Source organism: Novipirellula rosea, from assembly GCF_039541335.1.
GTDB lineage: Bacteria > Planctomycetota > Planctomycetia > Pirellulales > Pirellulaceae > Novipirellula > Novipirellula rosea.
Genome location: NZ_BAABGA010000037.1, coordinates 50773 through 69791, shown reverse-complemented (window position 1 = coordinate 69791; position 19019 = coordinate 50773). Strand labels below are relative to the sequence as shown.

The following is a 19019-nucleotide window of genomic DNA, read 5'->3' as shown; positions in this document are numbered from 1 at the left end:
TTAATTGAGGTTTGTTTGGCCGTAAATGAACAGCGTCTTGTCGAACGAACAAGTCGAGCCAGACATCCAGATTTAGCCACCACGGATTAACTCAAACCCAATTCGTCACGAAGAGCAGCGACCAATCGATGGACTTGATCAAGATCGTTGTAGGCTTGAAGTGCAATCCGAAGCAGATACGTATTAGGTTGGACTCCGGGAAAGACGGGGCATTCGATATTGTATCGTTGACGCAGCCGTGATTGTAGCGTCTCGTGAACTTCGCCCGCGTTCGCATTCTCCGGTTTCGGCAATGGCACCGTCACAAGGCTGCCTATCATCTCAGGCGGCGTCGTGACCTCGATCCCCAATCCGCTGGACAACAATCCTAATGCATCGATCGCGAGATTTCGATTGACTTGCATCCATTGATCCAATCCACCTGGATAAAACGAACTCAAAAACTCAATCGCTTTCGGCAATGCCAAGATCGGCGTGGGATCAAACGTTCCCTTCCAATCGAATTCCGCGAGAAATTGTGAACGACCGGGACGCGGTCGGTTCGCCGCGTGACTGATAATCGTCGGCCGCACCTCGCGCTGCCATTGGGGGTGCACCCACAAAAATCCTGACACTTTCGGTGCACACAGCCACTTGTGGTGATTGGCCGTGTAGTAGTCCACCCCCAGACTGCGAAGATCCAGCGGAACCATGCCGGGCCCATGCGCTCCGTCGACCAACACGCGGATGCCGCGACTTTTAGCCAGTTCCGCTACCGCCGCAACGGGAAAGACCAATCCCGTGGGACTGGTGATATGATCGATCATAATCAATCGTGTGCGATCATTTAGCTGGTGGTCGATCGCATCGACCACTTGGCCTGGATCGCGAATCGGAAAGGGCACGTTGGCCACCCGCACCGTCGCGCCGCCCCGCTGGGCCGCGAATTCAGCCGCGTTGATACACGCGTTGTAACCATGATTGGTGACAACGATTTCATCCCCGTCGACAAACGGAAACGAGCGTAGGACCGCGTTCACCCCGTCGGTCGCATTGAGCACAAATGCCACATCGCGATCATCAGCGCCGACCAAATCGGCAAGCACACCACGCACGTGATCGAGTTTGGGTTCCAATTCGCGTTCCGGAGCCAAAAAGCGAATGGGATCGCTTTCCAATTGATCCCGAAACGCCTGCTGAACCTGCAGCACCACCGTGGGCACGGCGCCAAACGAACCGTGATTAAGAAAGTCGAGTTGCGGGTCGAGTTGCCAATGCGACTTCATATCGTTTCCGCTAGCCATGTCATCCCTTTCAAAAACACGACACCGGGCTAAAGGCTAAAGTGTCTCGCAGGGCAACCCAAACGCATCGGCGACAGGTTGATGGACCACTTTGCCTTGATGGACGTTAACAGCCGATCGCAGCGGGGCGGAGGCTTGGACGGACTCCATCAAACCAGCACTGGCAATCCGAATCACCCACGGCAGCGTCGCGTTGCAAAGCGCAAACGTACTGGTACGCCCCACCGCACCGGGCATGTTAGCGACACAGTAATGCACCACATCATCGATAATATAGGTTGGATTGCTATGCGTGGTGGGGCGAGTGGTTTCGATGCAGCCACCTTGGTCCACCGCAACATCGATCACCACGCTGCCCGGCTTCATCCGCTTCAAATCTTCGGCGCGCACCAATTGAGGTGCCTTTGCTCCGGGAATCAACACCGCACCAATCACCAAATCGGCGCGTTCGAGTTGCTCGAGAATGTTATGTCGGTCGCTGTACAAGCAGTTGACGTTGGCGGGCATCACGTCATCGAGGTAGCGAAGTCGTTCGAGGTTGACATCGAGAATCGTCACATCGGCGCCGAAGCCCGCCGCGATCTTTGCCGCGTTGGCACCGACCACACCGCCGCCCAGGATGGTAATGTGCGCGGGTGCAACGCCAGGCACACCGCTGAGCAAAATGCCGCGGCCCATTTGTGGTTTCTCGAGATACTTGGCGCCTTCTTGGACACTCATCCGCCCCGCCACTTCGCTCATCGGGGTCAACAGCGGCAGTCGTCCTTGTTCGTCACGCAAGGTTTCGTAAGCGATACAGGTCGAACCGGTTTCGAGCATTCCATCGGTCAAATCTCGGCTGGCGGCAAAATGAAAGTAGGTAAACAGGATTTGCCCAGCACGCACCTTGGCATACTCTTCGGGCTGAGGCTCTTTCACCTTGATGATCATGTCGGCTCGCGCGAACACCTCGTCAGCCGTATCGCACAACTCGGCGCCACATTGCAGGTAGTCTTCGTTGGTCACCCCCGAGCCCACGCCAGCCTCGGATTGGATCAGGACTTGGTGCCCGCGAGCGACCAATTCCTCGACTCCCACCGGCAACAATGCCACACGATATTCGTCGGTCTTAACTTCGGTGGGTACCCCAATGATCATGTTAGTTTCCTTCTCAAGAAGCGAGACGAGTGGATCTGTACCCCCACGACAAAACCCATGGGACGCACATAACGCTGACGCAAGTCACAGTGACGAGACGATTTTAAGGCAATGTACGATTGCACATCGGGTCCGTCGACCGCTTCGTCGCACTGATGTTTTGCCGGTTTCGAATTGCCCCCTACGATTTGCAATTACGTGGCGGATTCAGCCTACAGCGGCCGTGCTTCTTTGGATAAGCGAGCGATCATGGTGCTCAAGCGATCGCGGAGTTCGCAGAGCAACGGATCTTCAACGCCTCGCGGCGCCTTCTCGGCAGGCACTGGGATTGCAGCATCAAACTCGATCACCGCATGCAGTTCGATCCCCACATCGGCTTTCCCCCACAACGATTCCTGCATCCGTTGGATCGTTTCAACAATGCGAGAATCCGTGACATCATCGGACTCGAGATAGCAATTGGGGTATGACACTAGCTCCTGAGCAAGATCGGCAGCCACGATGTCGTTTTTCAAACGCACTTTTTCCTGTTCGTCTGGGTTTTCCGAAAACCAAATCGAGGAAACTTTGGTGCGTATCGCACGAACTCGAGCCCTTAGGTCCTCGTTCCCCACCGACATCTTTAGCCGTGATTCGGTGTCGGACAACAAATGTTGAATCAGCCCATCGCGACGCTCCGCAAGGTTGCCCGCACGCGTGCTACCCAAATACTGGACTTCGCGTAGTGCCAACAACGCCTCGGCAACGCGAATGGTGCGTTCTAGTATTGAACCTCTTAGTGACTTGGTCCATCCAAGATGCGATTCGATCACGGACAATTGTTCGTTGGCCCACGAATCGATCTTTTGTTTACAGAGATATTTGATCGCGATGGGATGCATCACCACTTGGCTACCGTAATGTTTTTGGCGACGGCGCGCGGCAGCCCTCGCCATAAACGTCACTCCGTCGAGCAGCGGCTTGAGCACATCGTTGGTGCGATTGGTGGTCCCCTCGGGAAAGACAATCAAGGGACGTTCGGCTTCGGTCAAGATCTCGATCGCGGTATCCAGCGCCTTCCGATCGGAGCCTTCGCGAAAGATACTGAACGCTCCCATCCGCCGAATCGCAAAGGCATCGAGCCAACCGTCGTTGAACAAATGCCATGACGCCATCGCATACACAGGCGTCTTCGCGTGCCGAGCGGGCCAACCCAACACGAGCGGGTCGGCATACCGACAATGATTCGGCGCTAGCAGAATCCCATCACCGCGATCAAGCGATTCACGAAAGACATCAAGGTTGCGGCATTCGTACGAAACCACTCCCTCTTTTTTGCGTAGATAGCGGTCGACGATTCGAAATTGCTGAATGAACGCAGGCCACAGGTTGTTACGGCAAGGCGGCACAAACTGATACGGCCGGTCGAGAATCACAGTCACGTTGTTGAAACTCTACTGCAGTATCCAAAGGGAATTTCCGTGAGACACGCCGCACGGCAAAGCGTCGTCAACCATATCGGTTTACCGCAACGATCGCCAGACGGCGAGGGATCGCCCTGAAACCAGAGAGGGGCCGCTGATTTGGCTTACCCCGAGGTCATACGGGCCAAATAAAACCCGATTGCAATCGCCACGACAAACAATGCAAACGCCAACGCCCCCAACAACAGCGGGTCGACCGACTTCTCATTACGCCGCCGCGACGCATTGCCGCCGCGTCCGCTGCCACTTCCGATTTGACTTGCCGAACTGTTGTAGATATCCGAATCGCCACCGACATGCACACTCGATCGGCCCGATGATGCGCGGGGGAAACGCCCCGACCCCAAGCCTTCCTCGGACTGTTGATACGAGATTCCGCTGCTCGGCCGATAACCCGACTCGGCTTGCAGATCGATAAAACTTCCGTCCACCAGATCGGGACGCGGACGCACGTTGACCAACCGGCCACTATCACTACTGCTGATTCCTTCGTTCAGTAGCAACGAAGCTCGGCTGCTGGAAATGGTATCGCCGGACTTATTCGAGATCGTGTCGTTTTGATTTTTCGAAATCTGCGAATCATCGAACCCGATCGACGAACCTAACTCTTCATCCGGCATCGGCGCATCGCCTAAGCCCGAAGTTACTTTGGCCCCCTTGGGGACACGAGCGACAAATCGCTCAAGCACGTCCGCGACTTCTCCCGCGTGCTGGTAGCGATATTTGGGATCCTTCTGAATCATCTTGACGCAGATCCCTTCCAATTCGCCTGGGCAATCAGGCCGCAATTGGCGAATCGACTTGGGCATCTCCGTTTGATGTTTGGCAATTCGCTGTGCCAACGTGCCATCGTTAAACGGCGGCTGTCCGGTCAACAGATAATAGAACGTACACCCAAGCCCGTAGATGTCCGCGCGATGGTCCACGGTATGGCTGTTCAGCGCCTGTTCGGGTGCCAAGTAATCGGCAGTCCCTAGAACGTTTTCATTGTTCGCCACCGTCAACGATTCATCGTCGCCCGAAGCGACCAATGCCAAGCCCATGTCCAACAAGCGAACACTGCCGTTTAGATCCAACAACAGATTGGCGGGTTTAACGTCGCGGTGCACGACCCCTTTGTCGTGAGCGTGATCGAGTCCGCGAGCGGCTTGAGCAATCAAATCAGCCGCAGTGGAAAAATCGAGCGGACCATCGCGTTTGACCAACATCAACAAATCGATGCCGTCAACGTATTCCATCACGATGTAATGCACATCGCCTTCGTTATCGATGTCATACGCCAATACGATATTGGGGTGATTCAGCGACGCGATCGCTTTAGCTTCGAGCTGAAATCTCGCCAAGTAGGTGGCGTCATTCACGCGTTTTTTCGGCAACACCTTAATGGCACGCTTGTCGCCCAACCGCATGTGTTCGGCAAGATAAACGCTGCTCATCCCACCCGAACCGATATGCCCGAGCAGTTTGTATTTGCCGAGGAAGAATCCCTTGTATTTCCCTACCAGCAGCTTATCGAGATGCCACTGGGTCAATAATCCTTGTCGCCGGAAAAGGGCCGCCAGCTTGTTGGCGTCCGAGGGAAGCTGGCCTTCGCACTTAGCGCGCACCTTCTCTAGCAAGCGTTTCAGGGTCGCTTGCTCGACTAGACCACTTTTCTCGACCATCTCGAGAAACTTTTCCGTGGAAATCTTGGACATGCCGTCCCGATGTTTCCTTGAAGGTTGTCAGTTGCACGCGCGAAGAAGCATAACAATTTCTGGATCACGTGAATAACCTTATCCTAGCTGAAATTCTACATTACGCGAATTTTTCACGCGACGAAATCGAGCCGCTCCAAGTCTGTACACTTTGTGTTGGCAACGGTTTCAGCTCCCCAATTCCCGTTCAGCCGCCTCAGTGAGCCCGCTTGCGAAGCACGCCCCCCAGCGAAAGACCGTCGTGCGAGCATGAATTGGGGCAAGATCACGCCAGCGGGCAATGGGTTAATGCTATCGGCATTAACGCCAAAACGCCGTGTTTAGCGGTGCGGCAATCCGCCGAGCCCTCGATTTTACTGCGTGCCCAGTGTGCTTGGCGAATGCGATGCATGAAGTCCTTGTGCTTGGGGAATGGGGGAATCTACGAAGCTCACCTCCCGCTCGCTGATACACACCCGCCAGGGCGACCACCGGCCAACCCGAGTGAACTTAGGCAAGGGGGCAAGGATATCCCGCTGGGAATCGAATGAATCGAGCAAAAAACGGCTCATTCTCTACCACTGGCAGCGGTTTCCGCTCGAAACAAGAAGATACCTCGGATTGTTTAGTCCGCGATTCTTTTGCAGCGACACGCCATGCTCCGCCCCCAAACATCTTTCCTGCTGATGCTCGTCATCATCGTTTCGGGCTGCCATTGGCCGGATCGCTGGGCCAAGCGTCGCGACCGAGCCAGCATGCAATATGCACTGCGTTCGAACCAGATGCTGGATCGTCAAACGGTTCAGTCGACGCCCTTACCGGAGCCGCCCATCCAGCTGGCCTCGGCCAACGGAGCGACCCAAAACGTCGAAACCGCCACGCTGTCAGAGCAGATTCCGCTCCCAACGGGTCTGCGGATGCCAGAAAGTAACTCCGCTGGCACCGCCGATCGTGAACTGTCGCTGCACGAAGCAATCCAAACAAGCCTGAATCAATCGCGAATCGCCCGCGTCGCCGATGGGGGAGAGATCACGACATCGGGGACCACGTTTTATGACGTCGAGGCGTCCGAAGCACGACTGCAAGCGGCATTGGCGGCGTTTGACACCCAATTTGAATCGCAATTTTACAGCAACCAATTCAACAATCCTCCGAATGCCTTTTTCGGCCCAGGATTAACCGAGCCGCTCAAACGTGACGAGGGGGCGCTGACGGCGTCGTTGGCGAAGCCGCTCCGCAATGGCGGAACGGTCTCGGCAGCTTACAACCCCAGCCCGGGCTATCTATTTTTGCCCGGTTCGACCACATCGGGTTTCAATCCGACGTACGCAAGCGAGTTGGCGTTGTCGCTTCGCCAACCACTGCTTCGCGGTGCCGGAACGCAGGTCAACATGGCGCCGATCCAAGTGGCACGGCTCGAGGTGGAACAATCCGCCTGGGATTTCAAAGGTTCGCTGATGTCCTCGGTACGCAGCGTCAGCGAAGCGTTCTGGGATCTCTATCAAGCTCAAGTCGCCGTAGAAGAGTATCGCAAAGTCATCCCGGTCCTCGAAGAGATCGTGCGAATTCAACGAGAATCGCTGGCAGCGAAATTGGTCATCCAGGCCGATGTTGCCAAAGCGCGTGCCCAGCTTCATGAGTATCAACAAGAGTACATCCGTTTACAGTCCGAGCGAGTGTCCAGAGAATTGCGATTACGCAACCTATTGAAACTATCACCCGGAGCCGGTGGCACCTTGGTTGCCATCACCGAGCCCACCGATCAAAAAATCCAAGTCGATCCTCAAGGGGCCTATTTCCAAGCGATTGACAATCGCCCGGACGTGGTCCGCCGTCGACTCGAAGTCGGTCTGCGTCGACTCGAACTTCTCGTCCGCAACAATCAACGCAATCCCAACCTCGACTTTACAGCCTTGTACCGCATGAACGGTTTGGGTGAAAACCTAGGCAACGCGATTGAACAAATGGCAACCGCCGATTTTACCGACTTGCAACTCGGCGTCACGATGTCGATGCCGGTGGGATTGCGGCAAGCCAAGGCGTTATCGCAAGAAGCTCGAGTGAAATTAGTGCGTGACAGCGGCTTGTTGCAGCAGCAAATTTTTTCGGTCTCGCATGAAATCAGCGAATCGGCACAGCGAATCGAATACGCGTACCAAGAATACGAGCAGGCAAAACTGCAACTCGAAGCCGCCAACGAGTGGCTTCGCGGCGCGAAGCTGCGTTACCAAAACCCCGCCCCCGATTCGAGCGACAACAATTGGATGCTGCCGTATCTAGATGACTACTATCGCGCGATTCGCTCGCGTACGGACGCCGCGATTGCGGTCGCCGAAACGCTCACGAGATACAACTTCGAGCTCGTGCGATTTGAAGAGATCAAAGGAACGCTGCTCGACTTTTTCGCGATTCAATACCTGGGCGACCCTTGCCGCCAATCGATCTCGCTACCTAAAAACGTCGAGCCCGTGCTCATGAATCCGCTTCATCACGATCTGTGGACCGACGATGAATTTGCAAACTTCCTGGAAACCGCCACCCCGCGTTAGACCATGGCGAAGGGAGGCTGGGACAGCGAATGAATCCTAGCTGCCAAACGAAGCAACGACTCGCCGCATCGCACTCACCACATAAATTCGCTTCGGATCAAACGTGCTCCGGCATGAAAGAGCAACATTCCTAGTGGTTGCCTTTCGGACCGAATCCGTCCAAAGCCGGTCATCCCCGTTCGCAACGCTCCGTCGCGGTTATCCACCACACAATACACGGTCACCGTACGCGGTGCATTGGGAACAAGAGATTGAGCCGCCGGGGCGATGCGATCGACGGTCGCTGGGATGCTGGTAAACGGAAGCGAACGGGGTTTTAGCGTAATCGGATGCCCTGCGACCAAGACGCGAGCGTCCTTTTCGGAAACCGAAATCTCCGCTTCAAGCTGATGCAGATCCTCGATCACACAAAGTGGCATGCCGCGTTCGACAAACACGCCCACCTGTTCCTTCAAACGCGGCGTGATGATCGTGCCGCCGACGGGACATTTCACAAGCTGTTGCGATTGCTGATGCAATAGATGCTTGAGTTCTTCACTGAGTCGCTGCAGATGCGCTTTTTCCGCATCGATGTCTTCAAGCCGCGAACCAGCTTCGAGCAGCGTCAGTGCTCCGACCGCATCCGCTAGTTCTTTTTCACGTCGTGCCAATTCGCCTTCGAAACGAATCACTCCCTCCGCCTCGCGAGCTCGCATTTCGGCAACCGCCTGGTTCGCATCGAGCACGGCATCTTGATGGTTCTTTTGATGCGTCAGCAATTGTTGTCCGGCCAATCCACCTCGATCATGCAGCGATTGCATCTGAGCGAGGATCTGGCTGCGATATTCGACCTGCGCGTTGGCCCGCTGGACCGTCAACTCCAGCGCCGCCAACTCTTGAACCAAACTCTGCCGCGCCCGCTTGAGATCACTTTCAGCCAACTCTTTCCAATGTCTCGCCCGCTCGATCCGTTCTTTTTGATCGCGGATCTGCTCGACCCGAGGGCCACAGTTCAACCGTCGCAGCAGCGCTTCGGATTCGGCGATCTCCGCTTTCTTGCGTGCAATGTTGCTGATCAATTCTGGCACCTCGATCATCGCCAACAACGAATCGGCCGCTACGGTATCGCCTTCGTCCGCGTTAATTTCACGTAAGAAACCGGCGATCGGCGCCCGCACCTCGCGGCGAACCACCGGACGAACATGGAATTCGCCGCCCGCACGATCGTGAATAGGAATGGCCAAGATGCCAGCGAAGACCGCCAGTCCCGAGAAAACGCGGAGTTTACGTGAACGAAACATCGTACTGAAATTCTCTCCGAGTGTTCCTTTGAAATAGCTTTTCGTCGTCAACGAAAAAAAGCCTAACGCGGCAACGATCCCACCAATGCCCATCATCGATTGCAAGTACACCGAGGCATGGAAGCTCATCACACTCAACAAACCGACGGTGAAAACCCAATTCCCCGCCCCATACAACATTAACATCCTATGTTCGGTACTTGGATCGGGTTTCTCGCCGCCCCATAAAAACCACCGTGAATATCCGACAAAACGCTTTCGAGCCCGACGACGCAAGTTATGGGTATGCAGCAAATCACACAGTGCATAATAACCGTCCAACCGCATCAAAGGATTTAAATTAAATGCAACTCGCAATCCGCATGTCGACACGATCACCCACGCCGCAAAGTTCAATGCCGCCTCCGGCGTCGTCACTCGCCAAACCGCCACCGCGACAATCCACACCAAAAAGTCGACGTACGTCCCCGCCATACTGATCAGCAATCGTTGCCAACGACTCGGTAACAACCACGCGTCCGAGACATTGCAGTAAAAACAGGGAGTAAAAAAGATCGACAACGCCCCCATCTCGTGAACATCGCCGCCGTAGCGTTTGCAGGCCAATCCATGACCAAATTCATGACAGATCGTGATCAGAATCGTGGTGCCCCAAGCCACCACAATGGCTTGCCAACCAAAATTGGCTGCAAATTGCTGGACAAACAGATCTCGTTGCAGCCACACGGTGCCCAACGCAATCATCCCGCAACACACCGCGATGACAAACAACGTGGGGCTGAACAACAATCGCGTCTTCGGCTCTAACCAATTCAGCGTTTCGTTGGGATCATAAAGTTTGACTCGAAAAAAGAGCAGACTCTGTTTTTTGGCGGCCTTCACACAATGGCGATACAGTTCTCGGAGCGTCCTCGGAGTATCTCGCTCGGACGTGGATTGCCGAGACGAAGTGCTGCGAAGCAACCCTTCGCTTTTAGCCAATGCGATGAAGTCACCAAATTCATCGAGCGATATCGGCTCGTGAAAATTGGTCTCGAACCGCGACGCGGCTTCGCCATACGTTGTCTTGCCGTCGAGCATCGACAACAGAAATGATTCCTGCGGCCCCAATCGCATGTAACGGTTCTTGCGTCGGTTTTTGATCACCCGGATCCCGTCCTGATCCGGCGTCGACATGCGTATATCGTCACTCAGAGAAGGCGGGATCTCGGTAGCGACGGGAGTTTCGGTAGACATGGGACGGGGCTGACGCCGAGCTTATCCAAGGTGGCATTCGGGCCAAGCAAATCATTATTCCAGAACGGGAACTTTTGCAGCCATCAGATGCTCTGGGGTGGATCCTTTGGGCGACCGGATCAAGGCCGCGATACTCTCCTCTTCGCTCAACACGTAAACATAAAACGGCTTTTTGTCTTGGCGACAGCGGCTGGCGCGATGATGCCCGTCAATCAGGCGGTGCGCATGCACAAGCGTCCCATCGTCGTCCGGATAATACAAATGAGCGACAATACCGGGGATACTCGGATCGACGTGAGCCAGATGTCCTTCGTTGATTTCCACACGGTCGACTGAATAGTTGACGTCTTCGGGTTCAAGTTCGATCGACTCGCGACCGTCACCCACAAAAGCCCTCGCCATGTCGACGTCAAACACGTAGTTTTTCTTGAAGCAGTAAAACGCTTCGCCTTCGCGGGTGCAGCGCGAACACTCGTCGGATTTTCGCCGCTTGGATTTTTTAGCTTTCTTGTCTTTCTTGTGGCCCATCGTCTGCTCACAGCTCAAGAAGTAAGTTTATCGCAATAAGATTCGCACGCAAAATCATTCACGATTGAACACAAACAGGGAGGACGAAGCAAATGCGTCGCGACTCCGCCCCCCCCCTTTTTCAATATCCCAGGTTCGTTGCGTCCAGGCGACGAACCTGCAGTTAGCAAGGCTTTAGTTAGCAAGGCTCAGAGACAAGCAAACGCGAGTGCTTAAATTACGAATGCTTATCTGGAGAACCATGTCTCGACTTCTACCTGCTCTTGCTCTTCGACTTCGATTTGCTCTTACTCTTAGACTTGCTCTTCGACTTTGACTTCGACTTGCTCTTACTCTTCGACTTGGACTTCGACTTCGACTTGGACTTCGACTTGGACTTCGATTTGGACTTGGACTTGCTCTTCGATTTGGACTTGGACTTGCTCTTCGACTTGCTCTTACTCTTTGACTTTGACTTGCTCTTGCTCTTGGACTTGCTCTTCGATCCCGAGCGGCTCTTACTCCCCGATCGGCTCTTACTTCCTGAGCCGCTTTTGCTCCCCGAGCCTCCGCCGTACGACATCTTGCTGGGCGCGATGCGTTCTTCAAGACGTTCCAGTTTGAACTTTTTCATTGTCTCTTCTCTCGTAACTAGAGGGGATTCCAGAGCACCTGATGTAAATTCACCTAGTAAACTCATTAAGAACCTGTGAGTTTCGACCATCCGGGGGGCCCAGTCAACTTAATAATCGGAAAATCCAACAAGATCGCTAAACTTGCCACAACCGCTACAAACCCCCGGCTTAAGGGCAACAAATTGCCATAACAGGAAGTTCCCGGTACTGAAATCTGAAACGGTTAAGCAACACCGACCACCATCGACACCGACCATCCCAACAGCCACCCCCCATCCAATGACAGCGGTTGATCCGCATCCAATCCTGCATTTGGTTGCGCCCGACCAAGGTTTAAAAAAACAGCATGGCAGACTTTGGTTTCGCGCTGACGCTCCGGGCAATGAGTGCCGCAAACGACGACAATAGCGCTACTTCAAATTCAAAAGTTCCGTGTGGACTGCCTCTGGTTTAACGCGGCACTCCCTTTCGTCTATCCTGTCCGGCGACATCGCACACGTCCGCGTCCCCTTTCCGTCCACGAACTTCGATATGCCGCACCCCGCATCCAAACTGACTTTGGGGATCATGGCGAAATACTGGACCGCAGGGACCGTAAAGACTCGGTTGGGGCGTTCCATCGGAATGCAAGCCGCAGCCGAAATCCACCGCGAGTTTGTATTGCGTTTGTGCAAACAATTGGCTGAGGTGCGGGATCGCCGCGTCCTTTCGATTGCTCCGGATTCCGCCACCGCGCTTCTCCGCGAGGAACTGGCACGCGACACGTGGGAGATCACCCCCCAAGGCGATGGTGATTTGGGTGACCGAATGTCGCGGTTCTTTCGCTCACAACTGGGCACCGCGTCGTCCGAAACACCGGCGTCCCGCGTCGTTTTGATTGGGGCCGACTGCCCTTTACTGAGTGAGTCGGACATCAAAAACGCGGCACAGCAACTTGAATCACACGATATCGTCTTGGGTCCGGCGATGGATGGCGGCTACTACCTGATCGGGCTGCGAGGCCCGTGGTCGGAGCGTTTTGAGCGTCTGTTTCAAGAGATGCCATGGAGTTCCGCTGATGTGTTCGCGATCACAAAACAGCGAGCCAACGAGAGTCAATTATCGCTGGCGGTGCTTCCGCAAAACGAAGATATTGATACGATCGAATGCCTCGACCGCTTACGCGATCATTTAAACGAATCCCGCGAACAAAACCGATCTCTTGCCGACTTTGCAGATCGGATCGACACAATCCTGAGCCAAAATCGAACCGCATGATGACCGCCACCACCACAGCAACCATCGTCGGCGGCGGTGTGATCGGACTCAGTCTGGCATGGGAACTTTCGCAGCGAGGCATCCAAACGCGAGTGATCGAACAGCGGCAAATCGCCGAGAGTACTTCGACGATTGCGGGTGGCATTCTGCCTCCGGCCAATCTCGATCTCGCTACCGACCCGCTGGACCAGCTTCGCGGATTGAGTCATCGATTGTTTCCCGAGTGGTCCGAGCAGCTCAAACAGACGACCGGAATCGACGTCGGCCTGCGTCGCTGTGGTGGCTGGTACTTGGCGAACTCACCAGGTGAGAAAGCGGTGATGCTCGGGATGTCCGATTATTGGAGCGAGCTGCAGATCCAGTGCGAACGTGCTGCGATTGATGCGTTGCAATCGCGTGAACCCGCACTCTCCGCTTGGCTCTCGCAGCATCCCGACGCTCAAGCATGGTGGGTGCCCGACGAATACCAAATCAATTCGCCGCTTTACATTGACGCGTTGCACCAAGCGTGCCTTGCTGCGGGCGTCACCGTATCACAGCAAACCGCAGTGCTGGATCTTCGCCACGATGCCGGCTCGGCGGCTGTGCGAACCGCCGAGGGCTGGACCGAAAGTGACAATGTCATCGTCTGTGGTGGATCCTGGACCGGGTTGGTGTCGCCTGATTTGCGATTAACGCAAAGCTTGATCCCGATTCGAGGTCAGATTCTCGTTGTCAAAACCGAACGACCGCTGCTTCGCTCGGTGATCAACGTTGGCAACCGTTACGTGCTGTGCCGTGACGATGGCCGGACGTTGATCGGATCGTGCGAAGAGGAAGTCGGCTTGGATAAAACGACGACCGAGGACATGATCCAGACGCTTCGCGAGTTCGCCATCGACTTGGTCCCCAAACTAGCCTCGGCGGCAACGGTGCAAAAGTGCGCAGGACTACGGCCGTTAACGTTCGACGGATTTCCGATGATTGGCCGCGTCCCCGAGACGTCTCATTTGTATGTGGCGTCAGGGCATTACCGCAGCGGCATTCATTTCTCGCCCGCCACTGCGGTCTGTCTTGCCGACATGATCACCGGACAAACGCCTCCGATCGATCTCCAGCCCTTCCGTGTCGGCAAACAACAAAAAAAGGTGTCCGACACCTTTAAGTCAAAATAGGCAAACCGCCAAACTACCCATTCCACCAAAAAGGTGTCCGACACCTTTTTTACTTGAGATTCTTTTTTATGACCTCTGAAACCGCGACTCTTGATCCGCCTGGCAGCATTGCAATTGTTGGTGCGGGACCACTTGGCGTCGAAGCCGCTCTGTACGGCCGATTCCTCGGTTACAACGTGACTTTAATCGAAGCGGCGGGAGTGGGGCACTCGCAACGAGTGAACTACGAATTGCCGCTACCGGTGATGCCGCATGAGTGTTTGTCGCCGCTGGCGGTTTCCGCATTGCACGCGCAAGACGCCGAGTTGCTTCCGCAAACCTTGCCGATGACGTACCAGGATTGGGTTGAAAAAGCACTGAAAGGAATCGTCGCGGGGGATTTGCTCGAAGGGCGTCTTCGCTGTCCCTCGCGTGTCACGAAAATCTCGACCGTGCCGGTCGAACTCGACGAAGAGGATTCCGAAGACGACGATCCAATCCCTCCCGATTTCCGGCTGGAATTGACCAGCGTGTATGGGCAGGCAGACCCGTTAGATTCCGAGGCCGTCATCTTGGCGATTGGCGATTCGGCTGAAATTCCTTTGGATTTCTCGCTCCCCGCAGACTACTTTTTCCGCATCGGGCAATCGTCCACCGGCAACTTGGCCGAAGACCTAAAACAGGGACGTCAAGAAATTGTGACCTTGTTCGCAGGGCTTGCGGGTCGCGAAACGCTGGATCTGTATCGACCTCGCCGCAGCGAGTAGTTTTTCTGCGGCACGCCCCTATGCCGCAAAATCGCGGGAGTCGATGGCATTGGCGATCGGGCAAACCGTTCCGACTGCGACGGTTATGCCGATCAGGCCAACATGTTGCCTACACAGCTCATCGGAACGAGCTGTTTCTTTTTTGCAACTGACGTCTTGTTGCCACAACGTGATCTAGCTTTCTACAGACTCACGTGGAGTCTCTTTGTCCAGCTGGGCGTGACCATTCCGAACGGGGAACACATCAATGATCAAGTTGACGCGACTTGACGGCGAGCCATTTGTGCTCAATGCAGACCTGATTCGCTACGTCGAACGGCGTCCCGATACGTTCGTGACATTGACCTCGGGCGACCGGATTGTGGTCAAAGAAACGATGGACGATGTGATCGAGCGAGCGGTGGAGTACCAACAACGCAAGCATTTTATTCCAACACCGCGTGTCGCCCTGAATCACGCCACGTCTTAGCGGCGGCCCCGCCATCAGAAAAGCGGCGGCCACAGCCCGGATTAAACAAACCAAATACGCTGAACTAGTTTCGGAAATAATTCATCATGGATATCGCCAGCCTCATCGGGTTGATACTCGCCATCGGATTGATCATCGCATCGATTGCCCTTGGCAACGCACCGTTCTCGGCCTTTATCGACATCCCGTCGTTTTTGGTTGTGGTCGGAGGTGCGGTCGCGGCTGCATTGATCTGCTTTCCAATGGGCAGCATGATCAAGTCGCCCATGATCGCACTAAAAGTGCTGCTAAACAAAGGCGAAAACCGCTTGGAATTGATCAAACAAATCGTTGAACTTGCAGAAACCGCACGACGTGATGGATTGCTGGCACTCGAATCTAAAGTCGGCGAGATCAAGAACACGCTGGTGAAAACTGGAATCCAAATGGCGGTCGACGGCAGCACACCTGAGATTGTCGAAGAAGTGCTTCGCACCGAAGTCAATGCGATTGCCGTGCGTCACCGCGAAGGCAAAAGCATCATGGACCAACTCGGACGTTTCGCTCCGGCTTACGGAATGATCGGAACGCTGATGGGATTGATCATGATGCTTCAAGACATGAGCGATCCATCGGGGATTGGTGCGGGGATGGCGGTCGCGTTGATCACAACACTCTACGGAGCGATCGTGGCCAATGTTTTCTTCAGCCCGTTTGCGGAAAAACTAGGCCTGCTAAGCCGTAACGAAATGGTCAGTATGGAAATCGCAATCCGCGGCGTGATGGCGATCCAACAAGGGGAAAGCCCACGAGCGATTGACCAAAAACTTCGTACCTTCCTGCCGCCGAATCAACGCGGCGCTGAATAAGCCCCGAAACAACTTTGCAATTGCATTCCCTCGCTATCATGTCAAAAGAAGTAAACAATGGACGATGAACCAGATGAAATGGGCATCCCTGAATGGGTTGTCACGTTCGGTGACATGATGAGTCTATTGCTGACGTTTTTCATCATGTTGGTATCGCTGAGCGAAATCAAAGAGGAAGAGACCTACCAGGCGCTCGTCGATTCGATGAAGCAGCAGTTTGGCTACGCACGAACAATTGATGCGTTGACCCCAGGTGATTCACGTCCGCGATCGAGCAAATTCAGCGTGCTGTCGACCACGGGCCGTGCGAAGAAGAAAGACACAGCCAAAGGGGGCGTTCCCGAGAAGGCCCCCAGTGGGGAAGACCCGTTGGTGCGGATCGTTCGGCCTGGGCAAGTCACGGCGGTCGGTTCGGTGATCTTTTTTGACATCGGTTCGGATGAACTGCGTCCGAGCGCGAAAGCAGCGATCAAGGACTTGGCGGCTCAGTTGCGAGGCAAACCTCAAAAGATTGAAGTCCGCGGTCATACCTCGGCCGAATATGCCGCTCGCACTGCAGGTACCGACGAAGCGGTCCAATTGGCGTTCCGGCGAGCGATTGCCGTTCGCAGTGCTCTGGTCGCCGAACAGGGGATCGAAGCCGAACGTTTTCGCGTTTCATCCGCGGGCGATAGCGAACCGATGCACCGCGCCGGTGGAAGCGTCGCGATCGCTCGTAATCCTCGCGTCGAAGTCTTTCTGTTGGACGAAACGGTCGAGGATCTGCACGGAACTGCCGATGAACGCAAGGCACGAACCATACAAATGAACGACTCCATTGGGGAGGACAACTAGATGGCTGACGAAAAAGAAGCTCCTGAAAACACCGACAACGAAGCGACCGTTCCGAAGAAAGCCGCCGTCGGCCGCGGACTCGTGATGGCGTTTGTCGGGGTGATTGTACTGCTCGAATCGGCAATGTTCTTTTTGATGATCCCCAGTGCCGAAGAAGTCAGCGCATTGGCGGAAGCCAAACTGATCAAATCGGTCCAAGAGGGCGAAGTCCAAGCCGAAAAGAAGGCGGATGACGAAAACGAAGTCAAGGAAATCGACCTCGGCACTTTTGGGGAAACGTTCAGTCCGATCGATACCGAGCGTGAATACACGATCGAATTGCATCTGTACGGTTTGATCCGCAAAAAGAACTCGGACGCCATGGACGCCGAATTGGGGGAAAAACAGGGGCGTTTGCGGCACGCGATCCGAATGAAAATCCGCACCAGTGCGTTGACGGAACTGCAAGAAAATCAATTGGGGTTGCTTGAAAGACGAATTTTGACGACATCTAATCACTTACTTGCGGAAGATTATTTGCTCGGAGTCGGTTTTCACGACTACCAGCTACGCGAGGAGTAAAGTGCACACGCGGGCCAGAGCGACGCGCGGCGTGTGAAACCGGTCGTGAAACAATGTCGTCCACGGAAGGACCTAGCCAGTGCCAGACCCTGCCAAGCCAGACCCCCAATCGCCTACTGCGACCGACCCTGTGGTCGAGCCAAAGTCCAATGGTGCCGACGAACATCTGGACATGGACGACATCGAAAAGCTGTTAGCCGAAGCGTCGGGAAACCTCGACCAGGCGGCTGGCAAAGGAGTCGCCAATTCGGGCAAACCTGAACCGTTCAACCTCGGCAATCTCGAACCCGACCACGCCTCGGGCGAGCGGCAATCGATCGATTTGCTAGGCGAAGTCGAGTTGGATCTTCGCATCGAGCTCGGTCGCACTCAAATGAAGCTCGAAGAGGTGTTACAGCTTCGTGGCGGATCGGTCGTCGCACTGGACAAACTCGCAGGCGATCCCGTCGATATTTTTGTCAACGGAAAACTGATTGCCCGCGGTGAAGTCCTGGTCATGAACGACAACTTCTGCGTCCGTGTGACGGAGTTGATCAGTGCATAAGACCTGCCATCCGCTCACGACCTGGCCCCGCCATGCCGCCATCACGATTGCATGGGCCGCGCTGGCAATGACCACTTGCAGCACCCCCGCGTCGGCGCAGCAGTACTCACTTGCCCAACCCGCTGCGGGGGAAATGGCATCGATGTCGGATCCGCAAACCGCGCAGCCGGCTTCGACAATCGAGACATCGGCAAACGAACCTTCGCCCAAAGTCATCGCCCGCGGCTTCCCCGCACTTTCGCAACGATCGGTCGCTAACGAAGAAACCGGTGCGCAACCCGAAAGCAAAAAAGAAAGCCAACTTGCGGTTCCCGGGTTTACCGTCGCATCGAGTCTGGCCGTCGTGCTCGGTTTGTTCGCAGGCTTTGTTTGGCTAACACGACGCTTCAGTTCCGGCGGTACCGCCAACGGCGTCATCCCCAAGGACGTCATTCAAAATCTCGGCAGCACCTCGATCGATTCACGCACCAAGGTGTCGATGATCCGCTGCGGCAATCGCATCATCGTGGTCGCCCAAACGGCAACCGGAATCCACCCGTTGTCGGAGATCACCGATCTGAACGAGGTGCAACAGTTAACCGCTTCGTGCATCGGCGATTCGAAACGCAATTTCGCCAGCACGCTTCGCGAGTTTGAAAAAGAGCCGGCGGAAAAAGGGTTTGTGGGTACACCGCCCGAAACACCTCCGACGCCCCGCAGCCGCGGTCGCCTGTTCGCCAGTGCCTAGCGGTTTGTCACAGCACAGTTTTCAGGTAGCAACGGCCCCTGGGCCGCTAAAACTTTGCAATTGACGTCGGATGTTGGTGCTAAGTTTTTCTTCCGGGATTTACTGCAGTTACC

Annotated in this window: 16 protein-coding genes; 10 read left to right on the top strand and 6 right to left on the bottom strand. The window is 55.1% G+C overall.

The features are described from left to right. Positions 1–86 precede the first annotated feature (86 nt). The 4 genes from ABD971_RS15470 to ABD971_RS15455 all read right to left on the bottom strand — a co-directional run bounded on the left by ABD971_RS15470 (position 87) and on the right by ABD971_RS15455 (position 5580). Positions 87–1283, bottom strand: coding sequence for an aminotransferase class V-fold PLP-dependent enzyme (locus tag ABD971_RS15470; RefSeq protein WP_345323502.1), 1197 nt, complete (start codon positions 1281–1283; stop codon positions 87–89). A 36-nt stretch (positions 1284–1319) separates the two neighbouring features. Beyond that, positions 1320–2420 carry an alanine dehydrogenase gene (gene ald, locus ABD971_RS15465; RefSeq protein ID WP_339936873.1) on the bottom strand — a complete coding sequence of 367 codons (1101 nt, stop codon included), beginning with the start codon at positions 2418–2420 and terminating at the stop codon, positions 1320–1322. Positions 2421–2632: 212 nt separating this feature from the next. Next, positions 2633–3841: a lysophospholipid acyltransferase family protein gene (locus tag ABD971_RS15460; RefSeq protein WP_345323500.1), complete on the bottom strand. Its 1209-nt coding sequence runs from the start codon at positions 3839–3841 to the stop codon at positions 2633–2635. Positions 3842–3987: 146 nt separating this feature from the next. Next, a complete protein-coding gene (locus ABD971_RS15455) occupies positions 3988–5580 on the bottom strand; it encodes a serine/threonine protein kinase (protein WP_339936869.1) in 1593 nt (530 codons plus the stop codon). 635 nt (positions 5581–6215) lie between these two features. Here ABD971_RS15455 and ABD971_RS15450 point away from each other — a divergent pair. After that, a complete protein-coding gene (locus ABD971_RS15450; RefSeq protein WP_345323498.1) occupies positions 6216–8108 on the top strand; it encodes a TolC family protein in 1893 nt (630 codons plus the stop codon). Positions 8109–8182: 74 nt separating this feature from the next. Here the strand turns inward: ABD971_RS15450 and ABD971_RS15445 are convergent, their stop codons facing one another. Then, entirely contained in the window at positions 8183–10624 is a 2442-nt protein-coding gene (locus ABD971_RS15445) for an efflux RND transporter periplasmic adaptor subunit (protein WP_345323496.1), read from the bottom strand. Between the two features lie 54 nt (positions 10625–10678). After that, on the bottom strand, positions 10679–11152 hold the full coding sequence (locus ABD971_RS15440) for a hypothetical protein (RefSeq protein ID WP_339936864.1): 474 nt from the start codon (positions 11150–11152) through the stop codon (positions 10679–10681). 1145 nt (positions 11153–12297) lie between these two features. Between ABD971_RS15440 and ABD971_RS15435 the strand changes: the two genes are divergently transcribed. The 9 genes from ABD971_RS15435 to ABD971_RS15395 all read left to right on the top strand — a co-directional run bounded on the left by ABD971_RS15435 (position 12298) and on the right by ABD971_RS15395 (position 18906). Continuing rightward, positions 12298–13023: a TIGR04282 family arsenosugar biosynthesis glycosyltransferase gene (locus tag ABD971_RS15435; RefSeq protein WP_339936862.1), complete on the top strand. Its 726-nt coding sequence runs from the start codon at positions 12298–12300 to the stop codon at positions 13021–13023. Then, a complete protein-coding gene (gene thiO, locus ABD971_RS15430) occupies positions 13023–14177 on the top strand; it encodes a glycine oxidase ThiO (protein ID WP_345323494.1) in 1155 nt (384 codons plus the stop codon). Before ABD971_RS15435 ends, thiO begins: the two co-directional genes overlap by 1 nt. Positions 14178–14245: 68 nt before the next feature. Beyond that, on the top strand, positions 14246–14923 hold the full coding sequence (locus ABD971_RS15425; RefSeq protein ID WP_345323492.1) for a hypothetical protein: 678 nt from the start codon (positions 14246–14248) through the stop codon (positions 14921–14923). 247 nt (positions 14924–15170) lie between these two features. Beyond that, on the top strand, positions 15171–15392 hold the full coding sequence (locus tag ABD971_RS15420) for a flagellar FlbD family protein (RefSeq protein ID WP_339936857.1): 222 nt from the start codon (positions 15171–15173) through the stop codon (positions 15390–15392). A gap of 86 nt (positions 15393–15478) precedes the next feature. Continuing rightward, positions 15479–16240, top strand: coding sequence for a motility protein A (locus tag ABD971_RS15415; RefSeq protein ID WP_339936856.1), 762 nt, complete (start codon positions 15479–15481; stop codon positions 16238–16240). A gap of 57 nt (positions 16241–16297) precedes the next feature. Then, positions 16298–17074, top strand: coding sequence for an OmpA/MotB family protein (locus tag ABD971_RS15410; protein WP_339936855.1), 777 nt, complete (start codon positions 16298–16300; stop codon positions 17072–17074). Further along, positions 17075–17635: a dihydrolipoamide acetyltransferase gene (locus ABD971_RS15405; RefSeq protein ID WP_339936853.1), complete on the top strand. Its 561-nt coding sequence runs from the start codon at positions 17075–17077 to the stop codon at positions 17633–17635. Positions 17636–17714: 79 nt separating this feature from the next. Continuing rightward, positions 17715–18179 (top strand): flagellar motor switch protein FliN, encoded by a 465-nt coding sequence (gene fliN / locus ABD971_RS15400; protein WP_339936852.1) that lies wholly within the window; start codon positions 17715–17717, stop codon positions 18177–18179. Beyond that, positions 18172–18906: a FliO/MopB family protein gene (locus ABD971_RS15395; protein WP_345323488.1), complete on the top strand. Its 735-nt coding sequence runs from the start codon at positions 18172–18174 to the stop codon at positions 18904–18906. The genes fliN and ABD971_RS15395 overlap by 8 nt, the downstream gene beginning before the upstream one ends. Positions 18907–19019 lie beyond the last annotated feature (113 nt).